Annotated in this window: 19 protein-coding genes; 9 read left to right on the plus strand and 10 right to left on the minus strand. The window is 62.8% G+C overall.

All coding sequences use genetic code 11. The features are described 5' to 3' along the window. The first annotated feature begins 219 nt into the window (after window positions 1-219). Genes A2I95_RS02205 through A2I95_RS02220 form a run of 4 tightly spaced genes read left to right on the plus strand, consistent with a single transcriptional unit; the run spans window position 220 to window position 4,757 of the window. Window positions 220-852: a glutathione S-transferase family protein gene (locus tag A2I95_RS02205; protein ID WP_291727337.1), complete on the plus strand. Its 633-nt coding sequence runs from the start codon at window positions 220-222 to the stop codon at window positions 850-852. A 10-nt stretch (window positions 853-862) separates the two neighbouring features. Next, window positions 863-2,074, plus strand: a complete 1,212-nt coding sequence (locus A2I95_RS02210; RefSeq protein ID WP_291727339.1) for an acetyl-CoA C-acetyltransferase — start codon at window positions 863-865, stop codon at window positions 2,072-2,074. Beyond that, window positions 2,074-2,559: a cupin domain-containing protein gene (locus A2I95_RS02215; RefSeq protein WP_291727341.1), complete on the plus strand. Its 486-nt coding sequence runs from the start codon at window positions 2,074-2,076 to the stop codon at window positions 2,557-2,559. The genes A2I95_RS02210 and A2I95_RS02215 overlap by 1 nt, the downstream gene beginning before the upstream one ends. Continuing rightward, entirely contained in the window at window positions 2,556-4,757 is a 2,202-nt protein-coding gene (locus tag A2I95_RS02220; protein ID WP_291727343.1) for a 3-hydroxyacyl-CoA dehydrogenase NAD-binding domain-containing protein, read from the plus strand. The genes A2I95_RS02215 and A2I95_RS02220 overlap by 4 nt, the downstream gene beginning before the upstream one ends. A 76-nt stretch (window positions 4,758-4,833) precedes the next feature. On the opposite strand, the gene A2I95_RS02225 is transcribed toward A2I95_RS02220, so the two are convergent. From A2I95_RS02225 to A2I95_RS02235, 3 genes are all read right to left on the minus strand, one after another. Continuing rightward, window positions 4,834-5,514, minus strand: coding sequence for a Hint domain-containing protein (locus A2I95_RS02225; protein WP_291727345.1), 681 nt, complete (start codon window positions 5,512-5,514; stop codon window positions 4,834-4,836). 180 nt (window positions 5,515-5,694) lie between these two features. After that, window positions 5,695-6,360: a sulfotransferase family 2 domain-containing protein gene (locus A2I95_RS02230; protein ID WP_291727347.1), complete on the minus strand. Its 666-nt coding sequence runs from the start codon at window positions 6,358-6,360 to the stop codon at window positions 5,695-5,697. A gap of 126 nt (window positions 6,361-6,486) precedes the next feature. Continuing rightward, entirely contained in the window at window positions 6,487-7,410 is a 924-nt protein-coding gene (locus A2I95_RS02235) for a DMT family transporter (RefSeq protein ID WP_291727350.1), read from the minus strand. 76 nt (window positions 7,411-7,486) lie between these two features. Here A2I95_RS02235 and A2I95_RS02240 point away from each other — a divergent pair, with 76 nt between their 5' ends. The 3 genes from A2I95_RS02240 (at window position 7,487) to A2I95_RS02250 (ending at window position 10,792) form a co-directional block, all read left to right on the plus strand. Then, window positions 7,487-9,115 carry an AMP-binding protein gene (locus A2I95_RS02240; protein ID WP_291727351.1) on the plus strand — a complete coding sequence of 543 codons (1,629 nt, stop codon included), beginning with the start codon at window positions 7,487-7,489 and terminating at the stop codon, window positions 9,113-9,115. Window positions 9,116-9,220: 105 nt separating this feature from the next. Continuing rightward, a complete protein-coding gene (locus tag A2I95_RS02245) occupies window positions 9,221-10,231 on the plus strand; it encodes a hypothetical protein (protein ID WP_291727353.1) in 1,011 nt (336 codons plus the stop codon). Between the two features lie 117 nt (window positions 10,232-10,348). After that, complete coding sequence (locus tag A2I95_RS02250; protein WP_291727355.1) at window positions 10,349-10,792, plus strand: PACE efflux transporter; 444 nt, start codon at window positions 10,349-10,351, stop codon at window positions 10,790-10,792. A gap of 78 nt (window positions 10,793-10,870) precedes the next feature. Here the strand turns inward: A2I95_RS02250 and A2I95_RS02255 are convergent, their stop codons facing one another. From A2I95_RS02255 to A2I95_RS02280, 6 genes are all read right to left on the minus strand, one after another. Further along, window positions 10,871-12,217: an SPOR domain-containing protein gene (locus tag A2I95_RS02255; RefSeq protein WP_291727357.1), complete on the minus strand. Its 1,347-nt coding sequence runs from the start codon at window positions 12,215-12,217 to the stop codon at window positions 10,871-10,873. Between the two features lie 184 nt (window positions 12,218-12,401). Then, complete coding sequence (upp, locus tag A2I95_RS02260) at window positions 12,402-13,034, minus strand: uracil phosphoribosyltransferase (RefSeq protein WP_291727359.1); 633 nt, start codon at window positions 13,032-13,034, stop codon at window positions 12,402-12,404. Between the two features lie 90 nt (window positions 13,035-13,124). Then, a complete protein-coding gene (locus A2I95_RS02265) occupies window positions 13,125-14,336 on the minus strand; it encodes a phosphopentomutase (protein ID WP_291727361.1) in 1,212 nt (403 codons plus the stop codon). Beyond that, window positions 14,336-15,640, minus strand: coding sequence for a thymidine phosphorylase (locus tag A2I95_RS02270; RefSeq protein ID WP_291727363.1), 1,305 nt, complete (start codon window positions 15,638-15,640; stop codon window positions 14,336-14,338). Before A2I95_RS02270 ends, A2I95_RS02265 begins: the two co-directional genes overlap by 1 nt. Continuing rightward, on the minus strand, window positions 15,640-16,032 hold the full coding sequence (locus tag A2I95_RS02275) for a cytidine deaminase (protein ID WP_291727365.1): 393 nt from the start codon (window positions 16,030-16,032) through the stop codon (window positions 15,640-15,642). Before A2I95_RS02275 ends, A2I95_RS02270 begins: the two co-directional genes overlap by 1 nt. 180 nt (window positions 16,033-16,212) lie before the next feature. Then, window positions 16,213-16,491 (minus strand): hypothetical protein, encoded by a 279-nt coding sequence (locus A2I95_RS02280; protein ID WP_291727367.1) that lies wholly within the window; start codon window positions 16,489-16,491, stop codon window positions 16,213-16,215. A 207-nt stretch (window positions 16,492-16,698) separates the two neighbouring features. Here A2I95_RS02280 and A2I95_RS02285 point away from each other — a divergent pair, with 207 nt between their 5' ends. Together A2I95_RS02285 and A2I95_RS02290 are read left to right on the plus strand one after the other, a co-directional pair. Continuing rightward, complete coding sequence (locus A2I95_RS02285) at window positions 16,699-18,972, plus strand: NADP-dependent malic enzyme (RefSeq protein ID WP_291727369.1); 2,274 nt, start codon at window positions 16,699-16,701, stop codon at window positions 18,970-18,972. Window positions 18,973-19,033: 61 nt separating this feature from the next. Then, window positions 19,034-19,435, plus strand: a complete 402-nt coding sequence (locus A2I95_RS02290) for a GFA family protein (protein WP_291727371.1) — start codon at window positions 19,034-19,036, stop codon at window positions 19,433-19,435. 95 nt (window positions 19,436-19,530) lie between these two features. On the opposite strand, the gene prpE is transcribed toward A2I95_RS02290, so the two are convergent. Further along, on the minus strand, window positions 19,531-21,420 hold the full coding sequence (prpE, locus tag A2I95_RS02295) for a propionate-CoA ligase PrpE (RefSeq protein ID WP_291727373.1): 1,890 nt from the start codon (window positions 21,418-21,420) through the stop codon (window positions 19,531-19,533). Between the last annotated feature and the right edge of the window lie 552 nt (window positions 21,421-21,972).

Here is a 21,972-nt window from a genome sequence, read left to right on the forward strand (position 1 = left end):
GAAAAAGATGAAACAGCCGATGCGCCCCTGCCCTGCAGGTTCCGCAAGACAGGGACGTCTTCACCTTTTACGGTCATCGGCTCTCCAGCCTGTACCGCGCCGCCACGATACAGCCATCTTGGTTAACAGGACCTGAAACCCTTCATCTTTTCGAAAATACTCCACGGGGGTGCGGGGGTGTGAAACCCCCGCTCCAACAGCAGAAACAGGGAATAGCAGATGACAATAAAACTGCATTGCTTTGGCGAAAGCGGAAACTCCTACAAGGCCGCTTTGGCACTGGAACTGTCGGGTCTTGCTTGGGAACCGGTCTTTGTGGATTTTTTCAGCGGCGCGGCGCGCACCGAGGAATTCCGCGACTTCACTCCCATGGCTGAGGCACCGGTGCTGGTGGACGGCGATCTGACGCTCAGCCAGTCCGGCGCGATCCAGCAGTATATCACCGACAAGACCGGTAAGTTCGGCGGCGCGCCAGAAGACAAATACGAGGTTCTGCGCTGGGTGCTGTGGGACAATCACAAACTGTCCAGCCAGGCCGGGATGACCCGCTTCCTGATCCACTTCCTGCCGGAAAAACACCGGCCGCCGGAAGTGATCGCCTTCATGCAAGGCCGCCTGAAAGCCGCATATGCCACATTGGAACACCACCTGAAGGGGCGCGAATGGATTGCGGGCAGCGGGCTGAGCAATGCCGACATCAGCTGCTGCAGCTATCTGTATTATCCCGAGCCTTTCGGCTTTGACCGGGCTGACTGGCCCAATATCGACGCCTGGCTCACCCGCATCAGCGAACAGCCCGGCTGGAAACACCCCTATGATTTGATGCCCGGCAACCCGTCGGACCGGGCGTGAGGAGAACGACATGACAGACGCATATATCTATGACGCCCTGCGTACCCCGCGCGGCAAGGGCCGCAAGGATGGATCCTTGCATGAGGTGACCTCGGTCCGCCTGTCCGCCCTGACGCTGAATGCGATCAAGGAGCGCAACAACCTGGAGGGTCACGCGGTTGAGGACGTGATCTGGGGCAACGTGACCCAAGTGATGGAACAGGGCGGCTGCCTGGCCCGCTCGGCTGTTCTCGCCTCGGCTCTGGACGAGCGTATTCCAGGCCTGGCTATCAACCGTTTCTGTGCGAGCGGCATGGAAGCCGTGAACCTGGCGGCAAACCAGGTCAAAGGCGGCGCAGGTGATGGCTACATCGCCGGCGGTGTTGAAATGATGGGCCGGGTGGCCATGGGCAGCGACGGCGCCGCGATTGCTGTGGATCCGAGCCTTGCAATGGATACCTATTTCGTACCGCAGGGCATTTCGGCCGACATCATCGCAACTGAGTACGGTTTCAGCCGCGATCAGGCCGACGCGCTGGCAATGGAGAGCCAGCGCCGTGCCAAGGCCGCGTGGGATGACAACCGATTTGCAAAATCTGTGATCACCGTGCGCGACCAGAACGGGCTGCCGATCCTGGATCATGACGAGTACATGCGCCCCGGCACCGATATGCAGGCGTTGGGATCGCTGAACCCTGCCTTCCAGATGATGGGCGAGCAGATGCCCGGCTTCGACAAGGTGGCAATGATGAAATATCCGCATCTGGAGCGGATCAATCATATCCACCATGCAGGCAACTCATCCGGCATCGTGGACGGCGCCGCGGCACTTCTGATCGGCAACAAGGAATTCGGCGAAAAGCACGGCCTGAAGCCACGGGCGCGGATCAAGGCGACCGCCAAGATCGGCACCGATCCCACTATCATGCTGACCGGCCCGGTGCCGGTGACCGAGAAGATCCTGGCCGATAACGGCATGAAGATCGGCGATCTGGATCTGTTTGAAGTGAACGAGGCCTTTGCCTCCGTCGTGCTGCGCTTCCAGCAGGCGTTTGATGTCGATCCCGAGCGGGTGAACGTGAACGGCGGCTCCATCGCGATGGGGCATCCGCTGGGCGCCACCGGTGCGATCATCATCGGCACCCTGCTGGATGAACTGGAGCGGCAGGATAAAGAATGCGGCCTCGCCACCCTGTGCATTGCATCGGGCATGGGTGCGGCAACGATCATCGAGCGCGTCTGATGCCGAAGCTGGACCTTTCCCAACTGCCCTGGCGCACCGGGTCGGGCTACCCCGGCAAGCTGGCTGAGGCCTGCGCCGGACGCAGCGTGCAGCCGCTGGGGGATCCCGGCGGGCTCAGCCAGTTCGGCGTCAACATCGTCCGGCTGGAGCCCGGCGCGGCCTCCTCCCTGCGCCACTATCACATGGAGCAGGACGAGTTTGTGATGGTGACTGAGGGCACCTGCACCCTGGTAGACGATCAGGGCGCACATGAGATGTTGCCGGGCGATTGTGCCGCCTTTCCGGCAGGGGACGAGAACGGCCACCATCTGGTGAACCGTTCTGACAAGCCTGCGGCGTTCCTTGTGGCGGGGACGCGGACCGCAACCGAGACCGGCTATTACAGCGATTTGGACATGATGGTGAAATTCGCAGGCGGCGAGTTCACATTCACCCGCAAGGACGGCAGCCCGCTGACGGCTGACCAGACCGGAGAAGACACATGAGCGATTTTAAATACGGCGTGGACGCGGACGGCGTCGCAATCATCACCTGGGACGCGATCGGCAAAAGCATGAACGTCCTGACCCGCGAGGCCTTTGGCCTGGTGGAGGAATACGTGGACCGGGCGCTGGAAGACGAGGCCGTCAAGGGCATCGTCATCACCAGCGGCAAGAAGGATTTTGCCGGCGGCATGGACCTGAATGTGCTGGCCACCATCCGCGAGGAGTCGGGCGACAACCCGGCCCAGGGGCTGTTCGACTTCACCATGGGCGGCCACCGCATCCTGCGCAAACTGGAACTTGCAGGCATGGACCTCAAGACCAAGAAGGGCGGCAAGCCGGTGGCCTGTGCGATCAACGGCACCTGTGCCGGCATCGGCACCGAGATTGCGCTGGCCTGCCATCACCGGGTGATGACGTCGAACCCCAAAGCCAAGATCGGCCTGCCGGAAATCATGATCGGCATCTTCCCCGGCGGCGGCGGCACCACGCGGTATTCCCGCATGGTCGGCGCCATGGCAGCGGCCCCGGTGCTGCTGGAAGGCAAGATGCTGGACCCGAAAAAGGCCAAGGGGGCGCAGCTGATCGACGCGGTTGCAGACGATGCGCTGGCCGCGGCCAAAGACTGGGTGCTGAACGCCAAACCCGCAGATCTGGTGAAACCCTGGGACGCCAAGGGTTACAAAATGCCGGGCGGCGCGCCGTATCACCCCGCCGGCTTCATGACCTTTGTCGGCGCCTCGGCGATGATCAACGGCAAGACCCAGGGCGCCTTTCCGGCAGCCCAGGCGCTGCTCAGCTCGATCTATGAAGGCGCGCTGGTTGATTTCGACACCGCGCTGAAGATCGAGGCGCGCTGGTTCACCCATGTGCTGATGAACCCCTCGTCCTCGGCGATGATCCGCAGCCTGTTCCTGAACAAGCAGGCGCTGGAAAAAGGCGCTGTGCGACCCAAGGACGTGCCGGACCAGTCGGTGAAGAAGATCGGCGTACTGGGGGCTGGCATGATGGGCGCAGGCATCGCGCTGGTTTCGGCCCAGGCGGGCATGGAGGTGGTTCTGATAGACCGCGACCAGGAGGCTGCCGACAAGGGCAAGGCCTACTCCGCCGCCTACATGGACAAGGGCATCAAGCGCGGCAAAGCGACCGAAGAGAAGAAAGAGGCGCTGCTGGCAAAGATCACCGCGACCCCGGATCTGGACGCGCTGAAGGGCTGCGACCTGATCATCGAGGCGGTGTTTGAGGACCCGGGTGTGAAGGCCGAAATGACCCAAAAGGTCGAGGCGATCATCCCCGAAGACTGCATCTTTGCCTCCAACACCTCGACCCTGCCGATCAGCGAGCTGGCCAAGGCCTCCAAACGCGCGGATCAGTTCATCGGCATCCACTTCTTCTCCCCGGTTGAGAAGATGTTCCTGGTGGAAATCATCAAGGGCAAGGAGACCGGCGACCGGGCGGTGGCGAAGGCGCTGGATTACGTGCGCCAGATCCGCAAGACACCGATTGTGGTCAACGACGCGCGCTTCTTCTACGCCAACCGCTGCATCATTCCTTACATCAACGAAGGGGTGCGGATGATCGCCGAGGGTGTGTCTCCGGTGCTGATCGACAACGCTGCGCGTCAGCTGGGCTTCCCGGTGGGGCCGATCCAGCTGACCGATGAAACCTCGATTGACCTCGGCGCCAAGATCGCCCGCGCAACCAAGGCGGCGATGGGCGATGCCTATCCTGAAAGCCCCTCGGACGATCTGATCTTCTGGATGGAAGAACAGGGCCGTTTGGGGCGCAAGGCCAATGCCGGTTTCTTCGATTATGACGACAAGGGCAAGCGGGTTGAGTATTGGAAGGGCCTGCAGGACAAGTATCCGCAAGCCGCCGAGCAGCCCGAGCTGATCGAAGTCCAGGAGCGGCTGATGTTCGCGCAAGTGCTGGAAGCAGTGCGGGCGTTGGAGGAAGGGGTGCTGATGGACATCCGTGAGGGTGACGTCGGCGCGGTCCTGGCCTGGGGTTTTGCCCCCTGGTCCGGCGGCCCCCTGAGCTGGCTGGATATCATCGGCACGCCCTATGCGGCTGAGCGCTGCGATCAGCTGGCCGAGCAGTACGGCGCACGCTTTGCCTGCCCGGACCTGCTGCGCGACATGGCGAACAAGGGTCAAAGCTTCTATGGCCGGTTCAACCCGGAGAAATCCGCGGCCGCCTGATGGCAGCGGAAAACAAAAAAGAACGGCCGGGGCAGTCCCGGCCGTTTTCATTTGTTCCGAAAGAAGTGCTGCCGGCTCAGTTTACCGGTGGATGATACTGTGCCGCAGAGGATGCCGGGCCGGGCGCGCTCCAGCGTTCGTCCTCGGCCATCATCGACAAGACCAGGCCCCGCGCCTCATCCGGCGGCAGCACCCTGTAGGCACTTTCTTCGGTAAAGATGCGCCCGCACATCAAATTGACCGGTGCGGCTGCAAACGCCAGCATTCCGGCTTCAAGGTAAATCACCTGATCCTGGGCAAAGCGCGGCATGATCAGCTCCAGCTGCGCGCCGGGATGCATCCGGTGGATGCCGCGGTAGCCCTCCAGCGCGGCGGCAGACACCACCGCAAAGGGATCGCCCTGAACATCCTCCACCAGGTCGCTTTCCAGCAGCACGCCCTGATCCGGCATCAGCCACAACGGCACCCGGTTCATCAGCGCATCGCGCGGCACCAGCAGCGGACAGCGGGCCGGGTCCAGACCGCTGTCGCCCGGAACGATGGTTTCGCGCTGCAGTTCCATAACCGTTTGCATGCCATGATCGAATGTCAGCACCTTGTCGCCCGGCGTCAGCGCCTCAACCGGGCGCCAGCCCAGGTTGGACGCAACATGGGTGCCCGCCAGAAAACCGCCTTGCCCCGCAGGGACCAGGGGGAAGCCGCTGTTCAAAACCCGCCCAGCCGGGGTCTGCGTGCGTGTCAGGAGCCAATCCAGCATCCGTGTTCCTTTCCTGCAGCCAGGGTCCGAACCGCTGGCCGGTTTCCGGTTTTTGCCAGTTCCCGCGGTTTCAACGGTGCGGTAATGCGGCAAAAACCAGTCACTGTTCACGTCGCCGCGCCAATCCGCTTACCCGATCCGGGATTGATCCCGATCCGGCAGGCTCAGCGCTGTTTCATGTCACTGGGATACGCGCGAGTCGTTAAAAGAGTATTCAAATTGCGCAATGTCTGCAGCGCAGGCCCGTGCGATGGCTTCAGCAGCGGCATCGTCATAATAGCCCCGCCAGTCCCGCAGCCGGCCGCTTTCATTGACCCGCGGCAAGTCGAGGACAAAGCCGAGATGGTCAAACAGCGGCCGGGCATCCTCCTGAAAATATTCCAGGCGGATGTAAAGCTGGCATTGTTCGGCCCCGTCCGCACGGCGCATGTAAGACGCCGCGGGGCTGCCTTGGAACGCGCTTACAATCTGCGGATGCTGCACAAAACCGCGGAACTCCAGACTCTGCGCAAGCTGGATGGCCGGATGGCTGAAGCGCTGTTCCCTCAGCCAGTGATAATAGCTCACCGCCCGGTCCCAGGGGTTGCGCACTATGGTGAAGGCAAACAGCGCGTGCAGGTCTTCCTCCGGCACCAATCCCGCAATATCTGCCAAGGTCGAATGTTTCCAAAGCCGCCCGCGGGTCTGCGCGTTCTGCAGACGGCGGCGGCGTTTCAGCGCTTTCGGCGTGTCCCCCAGCATCATGTCATCCGCCATGGCGCGCTCCTCCAGCGCCAGCGCCAGCGCGGTGCCGCCGGTCTTGGGGATGTGGATGAAAACGTATCTGCGGCCTTGGGACAGGATCATGATCTGACCCTAGGGGATTGATCTGTGTATGGAAATACCGATCTGCGCCAAGCTTCCAGCTTCTTTCTGGTCGCAAATACCTCGGGGTGAATTGGCCCTTCAGGGCCAAGAGGGGCAGCGCCCCTGCTACCTCGAACGCAGTGCAATGGTGGCGCCGGCCGCAATGATCAGCGCGATCCCCAGCATCTGCCAGATGTTCAGCGCCTGCCCCCAAAAGGCCCAGGCAACCCCCGGCCCGACAATCATCACCGAGTATTCAAAGACGGCGACATAAGATGCTTCGCCCAGCTGATAGGCCTTGGTGATCAAAAACACGCCGCCCACCGCCGCACAGCCCTGCAGCAGGATCAGGTGCGAGATTTCCCACAGCGGCCAGACCCAGCCGCGGGTCACAAACCCATCGGCGCCATCGGCCACCGGCTGCGGCCAGATCTCCAGGCCCGTCAGCAGCAGCGCCCCCAGCACGCCCTGCACCAGCAGATAGATGAACAGCATCGCCACGGTGCTTTCGCCCTGGCAGTAAAGGCCGGTTGCCAGCGACCCCAGTGCGTAGAACAGCCCGCCTGCAACCGGCACCAGGATCAGCCAGTTGAAGGCCGCCGGGTCCGGCTGCAGAACCATCAGGACGCCCGCAAAACCGCAGAGCACTGCGGCAACCCGGATCCAGCCGATCCGCATCCTCAGGAACAGCACGGAAATCACCACGATCAGGATCGGCGAGGTGAACAGCCCCGCCAGCGCCTGTGCGATCGGCATCAGCGCGACTGCGGCAAAGTAGAACACCATCGCGACCGCCACCAGCACAGCCCGCAGCAGCACCGCCCCCATCCGGCGCGGTGCCAGGCCGCCAAGCCCCGCCCGGGCCATCAGCCACAAAAAAGGCAGCGCGACAAAGCTGCGAAGCAGATAGAATTGGCCAAGCCCGATCTGTTCGGCCATCAGCGGCACGGCGTTGTCGGTGATGCCGATAATCAGCATCGCCGCCAGCATGGCATGTGCGGCCGCTGTCTGGCTGCCGTTTTCTGCGGAAAGGGTCGCTGTTTGTTTCATACCCTTCCCATTGCCCGCAACATTCCGCAATATCTGTTCTCTAAGCGACACCAAAGTGATTCAGGGGAGGAAACTGATGGGGTGGATGGCGGATGAAACCGGTCTGGAGAAGACCGCCGCGAATTATGTGCCGCTGACGCCGCTGTCGCATCTGCAGCGGGCGGCACAGGTGTTTCCGGAGCATCTGGCGGTTAGCTATGGCAAGCACCGCAAGACCTATGCCGAATACCACGACCGCTGCACACGGCTGGCCTCGGGGCTGGTCAAGCTGGGGGTGAAGCCCGGCGACGTGGTGGCCACGCTGCTGCCGAACATCCCGGCCCAGGCCGAGGCGCATTTCGGGGTGCCAGCCTGCGGGGCAGTGCTGAACACCATCAATACCCGGCTGGATGTGAGCACAGTTGCCTATATCTTCGGCCATGGCGAAGCCAGGGTGGTGCTGGTCGACCCGCAATTCCTGGAACTGGCCGAGGCCGCCGTCGAGGAAATGGAAGGCCCCGCCCCGGTCTTGATCGAAGTGGCGGATGATCAGGCCACCTGGCACGCGACCGGCCGGCACATGGAGTACGAGGCGCTGCTGGCCAGCGGCGACCCGGATTTCCAGTGGATCATGCCCGAGGATGAATGGGAAAGCCTGGCGCTGAACTATACTTCCGGCACCACCGGGCGACCCAAGGGCGTAGTGTATCACCACCGCGGCGCCTATCTGATGACCACGGGCACGGTGATTTCCTGGCGGATGGTGCTGCATCCGGTCTATCTGACCATCGTGCCGTTGTTCCACTGCAACGGCTGGAACCACACCTGGATGATGCCAGTGGTGGGCGGCACCTTGGTCTGCTGCCGCGATGTTTCGGCGCAAAATATCTACAATGCCATCCATTACGAGGGCGTCACCCATTTCGGCGGCGCGCCGATTGTGCTGAACATGCTGGTCAATGCGCTGGACGAGGAGCGGCGCACCTTCGACCACACGGTTGAGGTTTTCACTGCAGGCGCCCCGCCTGCCCCCGCAACGCTGTCGAAGATCGAGGATCTGGGCTTCAACGTCACCCATGTTTACGGGTTGACCGAGACTTATGGCCACGTCACCGAATGCTACTGGAAAACCGCAGAATGGGATGGGCTGGACAAGGCCGGGATCGCCGCGAAGAAATCCCGCCAAGGGGTTGCCATGCCGATGCTGGAGCCTGTGGTGGTGCGCGACAGCGAACACAACACCCTGCCAAAGGATGGACAGAGCCAAGGAGAGATCGCCCTGCGCGGCAATGTGGTGATGAAGGGATATCTGAAGAACCCGGAGGCCACGGCCGAAGCCTTCAAAGACGGCTATTTCAACTCTGGCGACCTGGCGGTGCAGCACCCCGACGGCTACATCCAGATTGCCGACAGGGCCAAGGATATCATTATCTCGGGCGGCGAGAACATTTCCTCGGTCGAGGTGGAGGGCGTGCTGATGGCGCATCCGGATGTGCTGCTGGCTGCTGTCGCTGCGATGCCGGATGAAAAATGGGGCGAGGTGCCTTGCGCCTTTGTCGAACTGAAGCCGGGTGCCAAGGAAGACGCAGCGGCGCTGATCGCCTTCACCCGAGAGACGTTGGCGGGCTTCAAGGCGCCCAAGAAAGTTGTGTTCCAGGAGCTGCCCAAGACCTCCACCGGCAAGATTCAGAAGTTCGAACTGAGAAAAACCGCCAAGAACCTGTAACTTTTCATGGCGAAACAGCATCCGGGGGCAGCAAAGCAATTTGCTGCCCCTGTTTTATGTGATTATTCTGACGGCAACGATAAAAACGGGGGCCGGGCTGGCTGCATGACGGCATTGAAGGAATTTGAGCGGCTGGAGGCTGCGGGCTTGTGGCGCGCGGACCGGGAGGCGCAGCGGCGGGATGTGATCATCTCGCTGGGGGATGCGACGCTGACGATTGCCAGTATGAACGATCTGCCGCTGGCGCATTGGTCGCTGGCAGCGGTAGAGCGCGCCAATCCCGGGGAATTCCCGGCCCTGTTCCACCCCGATGGCGACCCCGGCGAAACACTGGAACTGGGTCAGGACGAAACCGCCATGCTGGAGGCGATTGCCCGGGTGCAAAACGCCATCGGCCGCTCCCGCGCGCGGCCCGGCCGGCTGCGGGCCGCCAGTATCCTGGGCACCTTTGCGCTGGTGCTGGCGCTGCTGGTCCTGTGGCTGCCTGGTGCTGTCACCCGGCATGCGGTCAGCGTGGTTCCCGACATAAAACGCAAGGCGATCGGCCAGGCCTTGCTGGGCCGGCTCGAGCGGGTCTCGGGGCCCGCCTGCGCGACCCCCGAAGCCGCACCGATCCTTCGAGACCTGGCACAGCGCACCGGGGTGCGGCAACTGGCGATCCTGCGGTCCGGCATACCCGGCAGCCTGCATCTGCCTGGCGGCATCGTGCTGCTGAACCGGTCGTTCGTTGAGGATTTCGAGGATCCCGCAGTGGCAGCCGGCGCCATCCTGGCGGAACGCGCCCGGGCCGAGGCCAGCGACCCGATGTTCGAACTGCTGGAGGCCGGGGGTGTCATGGCCGCCTTCAAATTGCTGACCACGGGCGAGTTGGACCGCGCAGCCCTGGATGCCTATTCCGAAACCACCCTGGCCAGCCCCCGTCCGGCACTGCCGGATCAGGTGCTGCTGGCGGAGTTTGCCCGCGCGGCGCTGCCCTCCTCGCCTTATGCCTATGCGCTGGACATCACCGGCGAGACCGTGCTGGGTCTGATCGAGGCGGACCCGATGGCAGGCCGCGACCAGGAGCCGCTGCTGAATGACCGCGACTGGGTGCAACTGCAGAACATCTGCGGCTGACATTGCCCCCTTGAAATCGCCGGGCCGCAGGGTAATATGGATACCCAAGCGAGGACGGCCTCCCCCATTCCGGGACAGCGCTCCGGGACGGCCCGGGACAATCTGAGGGAATGGGCCATGCGCACCGCCAAAGACCGGATCCGTCACGCAATTTCATTTGAAGTCCTTGGCCTTTTGCTGGTGACACCGGCCGGGGCCTGGCTGTTTCACATCCCGATGCAGCATTTCGGCATTGCCGCCCTGGTCTGCGCCACGCTCGCCACATTCTGGAACTATGCCTATAACCTGCTGTTTGACCGCATCATGCAGCGGCTGGCCGACACCACGCGGAAAACCGTTGCCCTGCGCGTTGCGCATGCAATCCTGTTTGAACTGGGCCTGCTGCTGGCGCTGATGCCTTTTCTGGCCTGGTTCCTGGAGATTACTTTGCTTGAGGCTTTTGTGATGGACCTGGGCTTTGCAGGTTTCTACCTCGTCTACGCGTTTTCTTTCAATTGGGTCTATGACATCGTCTTTCCGCTTCCGCAGGCTGAGCCTGACGCTGCAGCCGGCGCGCATTGACCGGCTGACTTTCCGCCGCAATCCCAAAGACAAAAAAGCCGGGGCGGACCCCGGCTTTTGTTCTTTTCCAGTACGCTATTACTTGCTCAGCCTGGCCCTGGCAAAACCCGCGCCCTGCACCTTGGCCAGTGCGGCGGCGGCATCAGCAGTCTGACGGAAAGGGCCGGCAAGAACCACCTTGTGGGGCTGACCCCTGCGGCTGACAGTGCCCAGACGGACCGGCAGCCCGGTGGCGGCCAGCCGCCGCGCTGCGGCCTTGGCCTGATCTGCGTCAGCGTAGGTTGCGGCGCGGACATAGCGCGCAGCCGGGGCCTGCTGCGGCGCCGCCGCATCCGGTGCAGAGCGGGTCGACAGGCGCAGGCCCGACGGCTGCGCTTCGGCCGGGCTGCGGCGCACATTGCGCGGCAGTGTCAGCGTTGCACGGTCAAGCGGCAGCTGCACCAGGCGGCGCGGCACGCCCTTGGTCCAGACCTGCGCCATCTGCGCATCGCCGTGGGATGTGCGCACCCCCCGCATCGGGTTCAGGCGGTCGTCTTCACGTTCCACGGCCAGATAGCCGGCCGGGGCCTGGGCAAAACCGGTCACCACTGCCGGGCGCACGGTACGCACCGCACGCTGCGGGTTCAGCCGCCCGTCGGTCCAGACCGGGCGGTAGCCTTCGGGCACCGTGAAACTGTTGCTGAGACGGCGGTCCTGGTAGATGTGCGTCTGCACCACACGCGTATTCGGGGTGAGGCGCAGGGAGAATTGCGGGCCGCTGCCCTGCCCGCTGTAAGTCACCGGCGAAACAGTTTGCGGGCCGCAGCGCGCGCCGGTGGCATTGGTGTACTGGCGGCTGATATCCGAAAGACCGGCACACGCACCACTGCCTGCGGGCTGCACTGCAGCCGGAGCGGGTGCTGCTGAGGCCGGGATTGGCTTGGGCGTCACACGCACGACCCTCTTAGGTGCCGGTTTCGGCGCCGGAGCAGCAGCGGCGGGCCGGGCGCTGATGGATTGCGGTGTACGGCGCGGCTTGGCCGTGGTGACGATCCTGGGCGCTGCGGCGGCGGGTTTGGCAGCGGTGGAAGGTCGATTTGCTGCTGCGGACGCAGCCGATTGTGCCGGCTGCTGACCTGGCTCCAGCGTGATCAGCTCCGGCGCCGCGGCTGCCTGCTGCGTCCGCGTGGCGCCTGCCAGCTTGGTTGGCGCATAGCCGCAAATCTGCTTACGCGAGCGGGAGACCCGTGGAACCCAGGTGACATTGCCGTCAATGCCTGCACGGATGTAGATACAGCCGCGGCTGTCAACATATTGCTTGCCTTTATAGGAAGCAGGCGGAAATTCGGAGGGCGGGCTGGTTTCACGCAGGGTTTGTGCCTGTATACCTGCCGCTCCAGTTGTCCCCGCGATGATGGCCAGTGCAATAATTCTAGTTATTTTCATTCCTGAGCCCCACAAAATATGGCTGCAGGATGCCTGACTCCGGCCTGTGAGTAAAGATTCTGCGGCAACAATAAGGCCGCAAGGCGGCGATTTTTGCTCAAATTGGAGCTTGTTTGCCTGCCGCAGGCGGCTGCCGGGCAGTCCGGCCAAGGCAATCAGGGCTGCCTTGGCCGCTGCGTTCCGATCATTTGGTGCCGAACATCCGGTCGCCGGCATCGCCCAGACCGGGCAGAATGTAACCTTTCTCATTCAGCTGCCGGTCCAGCGAAGCGGTGACGATCGGTACATCCGGATGTGCTTCTTTCATCCGCGCAACGCCTTCGGGCGAGGCCAATAGGCAGAGAAAGCGGATGTTGTTGGCGCCGGCCTCTTTCAGCAGATCGATAGCGGCAGCTGAGCTGTTGCCGGTGGCCAGCATCGGGTCCACCGCGATGACCAGCCGGTCTTCCAGCGCTTCGGGCGCCTTGAAATAGTATTGCACCGGCTCCAGGGTTTCCTCGTCACGGTAGAGGCCGACAAAACCGACGCGGGCCGAGGGGATCAGCTCCAGCACCCCGTCCAGCATGCCGTTGCCTGCGCGCAGGATCGACACCAGCGCCAGTTTCTTGCCTGCCAGGATCGGCGCGTCCATTTCCTCCATCGGGGTTTCGATATTGGTCGTGGTCAGCGCCATTTCGCGGGTGATTTCATAGGCCAAGAGCTGGGTGATCTCGCGCAGCAGGCGGCGGAAGCCGGCGGTGGACGTACCCTTGTCCCGCATCAGGGTCAGCTTGTGCTGCACAAGCGGGTGATCAACAACGGTCAGGTGGTCGGTCATGGGGCACTCCTATGGTCTGTTAACGGCGGTTCTGTTTGCAGCGCTTTTACGGGCTAGGCCGCGGCTGGCAAGCAGGTTTTGACCATGGGGTCAAAGAAAGCTTTTGCCGGGGCCTTGGGCCGGGACATTCAAATGGGCGGCGATGGACGCCGCCGCATCGGCGAATTTGATCTGCCCGATGGGTCCCGCGTCAAGCCCAGCAATCAGGACGGGCACCTGTTCGCGGGTGTGGTCACTGCCGGGCCAGCTGGGATCATTGCCGTGATCAGCAGTGAGCACGAGCATGTCATCCGGGCGCAGGTTTGGCAGCAGCCGCCCCAATTCCGCATCGAACCACTCCAGCGCGCGGGCATAACCGGCGATGTCGCGGGTGTGGCCGTACAGGCTGTCGAACTCGACAAAATTGGCGAAGGTCAGGCTGCCCTCCTCGGCCGTTTCCACCGCTTCAAAAAGATGCTGCATCAGCTTGGCATCAGAGCCCTTTTTCAAGGTGTCGATGCCGGACATCGTGAAGATATCACCGATTTTGCCGATGGCGTGGACCTTGCAGCCTGCCTCCTGCACCCAGTTGGTCAGCACCGGTGCTGGCGGGGTGATCGCATAGTCGCGGCGGTTGGTTGTGCGGGTAAATCCGTCCTCCGCCGAGCCGAGGAAGGGCCGCGCAATGACCCGGCCCACTTTCATTGTGTGCAGGCGCGGGGCGATGACCTCGCACAGGGCCAGCAGGCGGTCGAGGCCGAATACCTCCTCATGCGCGGCGATCTGGAAAACGCTGTCGGCGGAGGTGTAGCAGATCGGCTTGCCGGTCCGCATGTGCTCGGCGCCCAGATCGTCGAGGATCACTGTGCCGGAGGCGTGGCAATTGCCGAGGATGCCATCGGTGCCGGCCTGCTCAGCCACAAAGGCCGTGAGGTCTTCGGGGAAGGACGGCGCCTGATCGGGGAAATAATGCCAGTCCCAGGGCACCGGCAGGCCTGCCAGTTCCCAATGGCCCGACGGCGTGTCCTTGCCGCGGCTGACTTCGCTAGCACAGCCCCAGCGTCCCTGCGGCTCTGCATCCAGCCCCGGAAACGGCACCGAGGACGCCAGCCGCATGGCTGCACCAAGGCCGAGGCGTTCCATGTTCGGCACCTGCAGCGGGCCGCTTCTGCCCCCCTCTGCCTGTCCTGCGGCGCAGGCCTGGGTGATATGGGCCAGCGTGTTGGCGCCAAGGTCCGGCAGATCGCCGTTGAAGAACGCGCCGGCATCAGGCGCGCCGCCGATGCCAACGGAATCCATCACCACAAGGAAGGCACGGGGCATCAGGAGATCCTTTCGTGAACCAGCGGCGGCGGGGCGTCCGGCGCATCGCCGATGGCGATGGCGGCGAGTAAGGCAGCCTCTGCCATGTCTGCTGCATCATCGCTGGCGGCGTGGATGCAGGCAAGGGTGTCCCCTGCCCCGACGGGCTGGCCCAGGCGGACAATATCCGAGATGCCAACACCCGGGTGGATCTTGTCGCTCTCCACCATCCGGCCGCCGCCCAGGGCAACTACGGCCAGACCAAGTGCTTCGCCGTTCATGGCACAGACATGCCCGGCGCCGGAGGCCTTGACCGCCCGCACGACCTCTGCGCCCGGCAGATGATCCTGCCATTTGGCGGCGAAATCCGCAGGGCCGCCCATGGCCGCAATCATACGGGCAAACCGGTCTGCCGCGCGGCCATCGCTGAGAGTTGCGTTGATCTGCGCCGCACCTTCATCTGCGTCCGCGGCCAGACCGGCGTGGGCCAGCAGCTCGCCTCCCAAAACCGCGGAAATCTCTGCCAGCGGGCCAGCCGCCTGCCCTGTCAGCACCCGCATCACCTCGGCTACTTCCAGCGCATTGCCAAGGGCAGGCGCAAGCGGCTGGTTCATGTCGGTGATCAGCGCCGAAGTGCGGCAGCCGGCGGCATTCGCCGTATCGCACAGCGACTGCGCCAGCGCGCGGGCGTCATCGGCGGTTTTCATAAAGGCGCCAGAGCCGATTTTCACGTCCAGCACCAGCGCATCCGGGCTGGCGGCGAGTTTTTTGGACAGGATCGAGGCGGTGATCAGGTCAAGGCTTTCCACCGTCGCGGTGACGTCGCGGATCGCATAGAGCCGCTTGTCCGCAGGCGCGATCTGCGCTGTGGCGCCGGCAATGGCGCAGCCCATGTCCTGCATCATGCTCCGCAAGCGGTCCTCGCTGACGCTGGTGGAAACACCGGGGATCGCTTCCAGCTTGTCCAAAGTACCGCCGGTGTGGCCCAGCCCGCGGCCCGAGATCATCGGCACATAGGCACCGCAGGCCGCCAGCGCCGGTGCCAGCAGCAGCGAGACGCAGTCTCCCACCCCGCCAGTGGAATGCTTGTCCAGAACCGGGCCGTCCAGGTCCCACGTCAGCACATCGCCAGTGTCGCGCATCGCCAGCGTCAGGGCGCGGCGGCCCTCGACGCTGAGGCCCTGCAAGCACACTGCCATGGCAAAGGCCCCGGCCTGCGCGTCCGTCACGTCGCCGCTGGCGAGCCCTTCGGCAAACCAGCGCAGCGCGTCCCCGCCGGGGGTTTCACCGCGCCGCAGCTGCGCATTAATGGCGCGGGCGTCCATCAGCTCCGCTCCATATGGTCCGCGTCAAAGGCGCCCGGCAACAGGCCGCCGATGGTGGTCTCGTGCTCATCGCCGTCGGTGGTGGCCATGATGACCTTCACATCGTTGCTGGCGAATTCCTTGATCTTCTGGCGGCAGCCGCCACAGGGCGTGATCGGGGTCGGGCAGTCGGCGATCACATAGACCTCCGCCAGTTCTTTCTCCCCCGCTGCCACCATGGAGGCGATGGCGCCGGCCTCGGCGCAGGTGCCTTCGGGATAGGCCACGTTTTCAACATTGCAGCCGACATAAATCTGGCCGGTGGACGAGCGGATTGCAGCGCCAACCTTGAAATTGGAGTACGGCGCGTGGGCATTTTCGCGGACGGCGGTTGCGGCGGCTTTGAGGCTCATGGGCGTTTCCCCGGTTTTTGATCATCTGGTCAGAATGCCGCAGCCTAGCTGAATTGCCCCGGGGAGCGGAAGCCCCCGGATGCAGTTCCAGGCCTGTCCTTCTTTGCGCTGGACACGCCCTCAGGATTATCTCCAGAAATTGCGGGCAGTTTTCCGGGTCGCGGCCCCGGATCGTTCAGCCTAGCGAAACGGCAAAGCTGAGAGAACCTCCCGCTCCATCATCAGCATGTACTGCCGGAAAATCTCAGCTTTGAAACCAACAGCTTGGTTCAGACGGCGCGGGCTTTCTGAAGAACCATCAGGATCTTCAAGAAAAATGTGGATAATCTCTGGGTTTCCCTGCCCCTGTTTTGCACCGCAGCCATAGACCGCAGCCCGAAAACCGGGCCGCATCGAGATCATTTTCCACCAAAAGAAAACACCTAAATCCCTGACATAACACGTAAAGTCATTGCGCAAGCGCCATAACACCGAAGCGGGGAGCGGTGACTGGCTGACTCAACTTTTCACTCCCTTTTCATTTAGCGTTTGCTCGGGCCGCAGGGCAGAGTTCATGCAAGAAGCCGCCGCTTGCCCGCCGCTGCGTCCAATTGCGTCAGTTTGGGCTAGGTTTCCGGCAAGAAAAATGGTTTAACACTAAACAATATCGATTTTCAGGAGCGCCAGATGTCCGATTCACAGAACCTGCGCCAAGCCGCGCTCAACTATCACGAGTTTCCGCGCCCCGGCAAGCTGGAGATCCGCGCGACCAAACCGATGGCCAACGGGCGCGATCTGGCACGCGCCTATTCACCCGGCGTGGCAGAGGCCTGCACCGAGATCAAAGCGGACGCCGCCAATGCCGCGCGCTATACCTCGCGCGGGAACCTGGTTGCGGTTGTGACGAACGGCTCGGCGGTGCTGGGGCTCGGTAACATCGGCGCGCTAGCCTCGAAACCGGTGATGGAGGGCAAGGCAGTCCTGTTCAAGAACTTCGCGGGCATCGATTGTTTTGACATCGAAGTGAACGAAAGCGATCCGGAAAAGCTGGCGGATATCGTCTGCGCGCTGGAGCCGACGTTTGGCGCCATCAACCTGGAAGACATCAAGGCGCCGGATTGCTTTGTGGTGGAAAAGCTCTGCCGGGAGCGGATGAACATTCCGGTCTTCCACGACGACCAGCACGGCACCGCAATTGTGGTCGGCGCAGCCGCCACGAACGCCCTGCATGTGGCGGGCAAGTCGTTTGAGGAGATCAAGATCGTCTCCACCGGCGGCGGCGCGGCGGGCATTGCCTGCCTCAACATGCTGGTGAAGCTGGGGGTGAAGCGCGAGAATATCTGGCTCTGCGACATTCACGGTTTGGTCTACGAGGGCCGCGAAGAGGACATGAACCCGCAGAAGGCGGCCTTTGCCCAGGCTTCGGAGAAACGCACGCTGGATGAGGTGATGGACGAGGCGGATCTGTTCCTCGGTCTCTCCGGCCCGAACGTCCTGAAGCCCGAAATGGTGGCAAAGATGGCAGACCGCCCGATCATCTTTGCGCTGGCAAACCCGACCCCCGAGATCATGCCCGACGCCGCGCGCCAGGTGGCGCCGGAGGCGATCATCGCCACGGGCCGCAGCGATTTCCCCAATCAGGTCAACAACGTACTGTGCTTCCCCTTCATCTTCCGCGGCGCGCTCGATGTGGGGGCAACCGAGATCAATGACCAGATGCAGATCGCCTGCGTTGACGGCATTGCCGAACTGGCCCGCGCCACAACCAGTGCCGAAGCCGCGGCGGCCTACAAAGGGGAGCAGCTGAATTTCGGCGCCGATTACCTGATCCCCAAACCGTTCGACCCGCGGCTGGTGGCGGTGGTCTCCTCCGCCGTTGCCAAGGCGGCAATGGACAGCGGCGTTGCAACCCGCCCGATTGAGGACATCGAGGCCTATAAGCAGAAACTGAACCAGACGGTGTTCAAATCCGCCCTGCTGATGCGCCCGGTGTTTGAGGCCGCCCGCGCTGCGTCCCGCCGGATCGTGTTCAGCGAGGGCGAGGATGAGCGGGTGCTGCGTGCGGCGCAGGCGATCCTGGAAGAGACAACTGAAACCCCGATCCTGATCGGCCGTCCGGAAGTGATCGAGCGCCGCTGTGAGCGGCTGGGGCTGGATGTGCGGCCAGGGCGCGATTTCCAGCTGGTGAACCCGGAGAACGACCCGCGCTATTACGATTATTGGAACAGCTATCACAAGGTGATGCAGCGGCGCGGGGTGACGCCGGATCTGGCCAAGGCGATCATGCGCACCAATACCACTGCCATCGGCGCCATCATGGTCCACCGCGGCGAGGCGGACAGCCTGATCTGCGGCACCTTTGGCGAATACCGCTGGCATATGAATTACGTGCAGCAGGTTCTGGGCGGCAACAGCTATTCGCCGCACGGAGCGCTGTCGCTGATGATCCTGGAGGACGGGCCGCTGTTCATCGCCGACACCCATGTGCGGATCGAGCCGACGCCAGAGCAGATCGCGGAAACCGTCATCGGCGCGGCCCGCCATGTGCGCCGCTTCGGCCTGGATCCGAAGATTGCGCTGTGCTCGCAATCGCAATTCGGCAATATCGCCTGCGACACCGGCAGCCGGCTGCGCGCCGCGCTGGAGATCCTCGACGAAAAACGCCGGGATTTTGCCTATGAGGGTGAGATGAACATCGACTGCGCGCTGGATCCTGAGCTGCGCGAACGGATCTTCCCCAATTCACGGCTGGAGGGCGCGGCCAATGTGCTGATTTTCGCCCATGCCGATGCCGCCTCGGGGGTGCGCAATATCCTGAAGATGCGAGCCGGCGGTCTGGAGGTCGGGCCGATCCTGATGGGGATGGGCAACCGCGCCCATATCGTTTCCCCTTCGATCACCGCGCGCGGGCTTTTGAACATGGCCGCTATTGCCGGCACCCCGGTGGCGCACTACGGTTAGTCCGGCGGCTGGGAATTACTGCTGGCCGCCCATCCAGGGAGGTCAGCAAAGGGGACCAGCCATGAGAGGGCATTGCCACTGCGGCGCCGTGCATTGGGAGAGCCAGGCCGAGGCGGCCTGGAGCTGCTACTGCCACTGCGCCGATTGCCGCCGCAATTGCGCAGCACCTGTCACCGCATTTTTCGGACTGCCGCATGAGGCGGTCGCGTGGTCCGGCTCAATGCCGCAAATCTACAATTCCTCTGACGGTGTCGAGCGGCTGTTCTGCGGTGCCTGCGGCACCCAGATGGCCTATCGCACCGCACGGGATGCGGTGAACATCCATATGTACACGGCAACTCTGGAATGCCCTGGGGATTTGCCCCCCAAGTTCCATGTCTTCCACTCCGACCATGTGAGCTGGCTGGAGCTGAAAGACAAGCTGCCCCGCTACAGCCGGGGCAGAGAACAAGATGCACTGTAGCTGGACGGGGTTGACGGGCGGACATCAGTGTTTCCTGCCCCGCTAGGAGATCACGGAATTTCCTAGCGGTTTCCATGCAGGGAACCGGCGGGCGCTTAGCGGGCGTAACCGATGGTTTGCAGGGCATCCTTGATTTCGTCCAGGACAGCCGGATCGTCAATCGTGGCCGGCATCTTCCACGGGGTGCCATCCGCGATGTTCACCATAGTGCCGCGCAGGATCTTGCCGGAACGGGTCTTGGGCAGCCGGTCGACCACCGCCGCCAGTTTAAATGCGGCAACCGGGCCGATCTTCTCGCGCACCAGCTTGACGACCTCGGACACCACCTCGCCATGATCGCGGCCGGCACCGGCGTTCAGGCAGAGGAAGCCAACCGGCATCTGACCCTTAAGGCTGTCCGCCACGCCGATCACGGCGCATTCGGCGACATCCGGATGGCCTGCCAGCACTTCCTCCATGCCGCCGGTCGACAACCGGTGGCCCGCCACGTTGATCACGTCATCGGTGCGCGCCATGATGTAGAGATAGCCGTCCTCGTCCTTCATGCCCGCATCGCCGGTCTCGTAGTAGCCGGGAAATGTGGTGAGGTAGCTTTTCTTGAACCGCTCCCCGGCATTCCACAGCGTCGGCAGGGTGCCCGGCGGCAGCGGCAGCTTGACCGCGATAGCGCCCAGCTCGCCCGGCGCCACCGGGTTGCCGCCTTCGTCCAGAATATCGACTTCATAGCCCGGCATCGGCACTGCAGGCGAGCCAAGCTTGGTCGGAAGTTCTTCGATCCCCAGCGGATTGGCCGCAATCGACCAGCCGGTTTCGGTCTGCCACCAATGATCCACAACTGGAACCTTCAGCTGCTCCTGCGCCCAGGTGATGGTGTCGGGGTCGGCGCGTTCGCCGGCCAGATAAACCTGCTCCAGGCAGCTCAGATCGTATTTCTTGACGTATTCGCCCTTGGGATCCTCCCGCTTCACCGCCCGAAAGGCTGTCGGCGCGGTGAAGAAGCTTTTGACCTTATGCTCGGAAATCACCCGCCAGAATGTGCCCGCATCCGGCGTGCCCACCGGCTTGCCCTCGAACACGATGGTGGTGTTGCCGTGGATCAGCGGCGCGTAGCAGATGTAACTGTGGCCCACGACCCAGCCCACATCGGACGCAGCCCAGAACACATCGCCGGGATCAACGTTGTAGATGTTCTTCATCGTCCAGTTCAACGCCACCAGCTGGCCCGCGGTGTGGCGGATCACGCCTTTGGGCTGGCCGGTGGTGCCGGAGGTGTAGAGGATATAGGAGGGATGGTTGCCCTCGACAGGCACACATTCGGCGGGTTCCACACCGTATTGGAAGCCATGCCAGTTCACGTCCCGGCCCGGAATCAGATCCGCCACTTCCTGTTCGCGCTGGAAGATCACGCAAAACTCCGGCTTGTGCTCCGACAGATCGATGGCGCCATCCAGCAGCGGCTTGTAATGCACAGTGCGGCCCGGCTCGATCCCGCAGGAGGCGGCGATGATCGCCTTGGGCTTGGCGTCATCAATCCGCACCGCCAGCTCGTTGGAGGCAAATCCGCCGAACACCACCGAATGCACAGCACCGATGCGGGCGCAGGCCAGCATCGCCTCCAGCGCCTCTGGGATCATCGGCATGTAGATGATGACCCGGTCGCCTTTTTCGACGCCCTTGGCACGCAGCGCGCCGGCCAGTGTGGCGACGCGGTTGCGCAGCTCGACATAGGAGATTTCACGCCTGGTGTGGGTGACCGGGCTGTCATAGATGATCGCGGTCTGTTCGCCGCGGCCTTGTTCCACATGGCGGTCAACGGCGTTGTAGCAGGTGTTCACCTTGGCATCGGAAAACCATTCATAAAGGCCATCGCCCTTATCTAACAGCGCCTGTTTCGGGGCTTCATCCCAGTCGATCGCCTGTGCGGCTTCCATCCAAAACCCTTCCGGGTCCTGTTTCCAGCCGGCATAAATATCCTGATATCCCATAGTGATCATCTCCTCCTGCACTTTGCCTAGGCGAGAAAGCGGCAAACGGGCAAGTTTTGCTGCCGCGGCACGCAAGGTTGGTCAATAAATTTACAGATTCCAGTTAGGAAAACAGCCGGAATTCACAGAATTTACACATGGTTTGCGGTTTGCATCCAATCCGCTTTGCAAACAGGTCTTTGCCGGAGAATATTCAGGAAAGCCGCGCCGGAATTGCAAATCTGCAAACTTTTCCGATGGACATGGCGGCTGCGATCCGGGAATCACCCGCCGCGGCAAGAGCACTGGCAGAGAAAAGACCTTTGGGCTTCTGTCGCCCCAGCTGGCCGTGCACCGCCAACCCTAGATTCTGCCAAGCATGAACTGGAGCCGGTTTCGCCGCTTTTACTGCGTTTTTCGTTTCGCGCCGCCTGCCACGAGCTTGGGGAAGCAAGGTGCCAGACGTGCCAACGGCACGTGGCTCAACCAGACATACCATCGCGCGCTCTAAAGCGACCTGTCACGCTGACAGACAAGCCAATAGGTCTTGAACCCCGGTAGAGTCCCCGCAGA

The organism is Leisingera sp. F5 (genome assembly GCF_001593695.1).

Coding starts and splice junctions, on each gene's coding strand:
- A2I95_RS02205 (WP_291727337.1), top strand. CDS start 220: ATGACAATAAAACTGCATTGCTTTGGCGAAAGCGGAAACTCCTACAAG.
- A2I95_RS02210 (WP_291727339.1), top strand. CDS start 863: ATGACAGACGCATATATCTATGACGCCCTGCGTACCCCGCGCGGCAAG.
- A2I95_RS02215 (WP_291727341.1), top strand. CDS start 2,074: ATGCCGAAGCTGGACCTTTCCCAACTGCCCTGGCGCACCGGGTCGGGC.
- A2I95_RS02220 (WP_291727343.1), top strand. CDS start 2,556: ATGAGCGATTTTAAATACGGCGTGGACGCGGACGGCGTCGCAATCATC.
- A2I95_RS02225 (WP_291727345.1), bottom strand. CDS start 5,514: ATGCTGGATTGGCTCCTGACACGCACGCAGACCCCGGCTGGGCGGGTT.
- A2I95_RS02230 (WP_291727347.1), bottom strand. CDS start 6,360: ATGATCCTGTCCCAAGGCCGCAGATACGTTTTCATCCACATCCCCAAG.
- A2I95_RS02235 (WP_291727350.1), bottom strand. CDS start 7,410: ATGAAACAAACAGCGACCCTTTCCGCAGAAAACGGCAGCCAGACAGCG.
- A2I95_RS02240 (WP_291727351.1), top strand. CDS start 7,487: ATGGGGTGGATGGCGGATGAAACCGGTCTGGAGAAGACCGCCGCGAAT.
- A2I95_RS02245 (WP_291727353.1), top strand. CDS start 9,221: ATGACGGCATTGAAGGAATTTGAGCGGCTGGAGGCTGCGGGCTTGTGG.
- A2I95_RS02250 (WP_291727355.1), top strand. CDS start 10,349: ATGCGCACCGCCAAAGACCGGATCCGTCACGCAATTTCATTTGAAGTC.
- A2I95_RS02255 (WP_291727357.1), bottom strand. CDS start 12,217: ATGAAAATAACTAGAATTATTGCACTGGCCATCATCGCGGGGACAACT.
- upp (WP_291727359.1), bottom strand. CDS start 13,034: ATGACCGACCACCTGACCGTTGTTGATCACCCGCTTGTGCAGCACAAG.
- A2I95_RS02265 (WP_291727361.1), bottom strand. CDS start 14,336: ATGCCCCGTGCCTTCCTTGTGGTGATGGATTCCGTTGGCATCGGCGGC.
- A2I95_RS02270 (WP_291727363.1), bottom strand. CDS start 15,640: ATGGACGCCCGCGCCATTAATGCGCAGCTGCGGCGCGGTGAAACCCCC.
- A2I95_RS02275 (WP_291727365.1), bottom strand. CDS start 16,032: ATGAGCCTCAAAGCCGCCGCAACCGCCGTCCGCGAAAATGCCCACGCG.
- A2I95_RS02285 (WP_291727369.1), top strand. CDS start 16,699: ATGTCCGATTCACAGAACCTGCGCCAAGCCGCGCTCAACTATCACGAG.
- A2I95_RS02290 (WP_291727371.1), top strand. CDS start 19,034: ATGAGAGGGCATTGCCACTGCGGCGCCGTGCATTGGGAGAGCCAGGCC.
- prpE (WP_291727373.1), bottom strand. CDS start 21,420: ATGGGATATCAGGATATTTATGCCGGCTGGAAACAGGACCCGGAAGGG.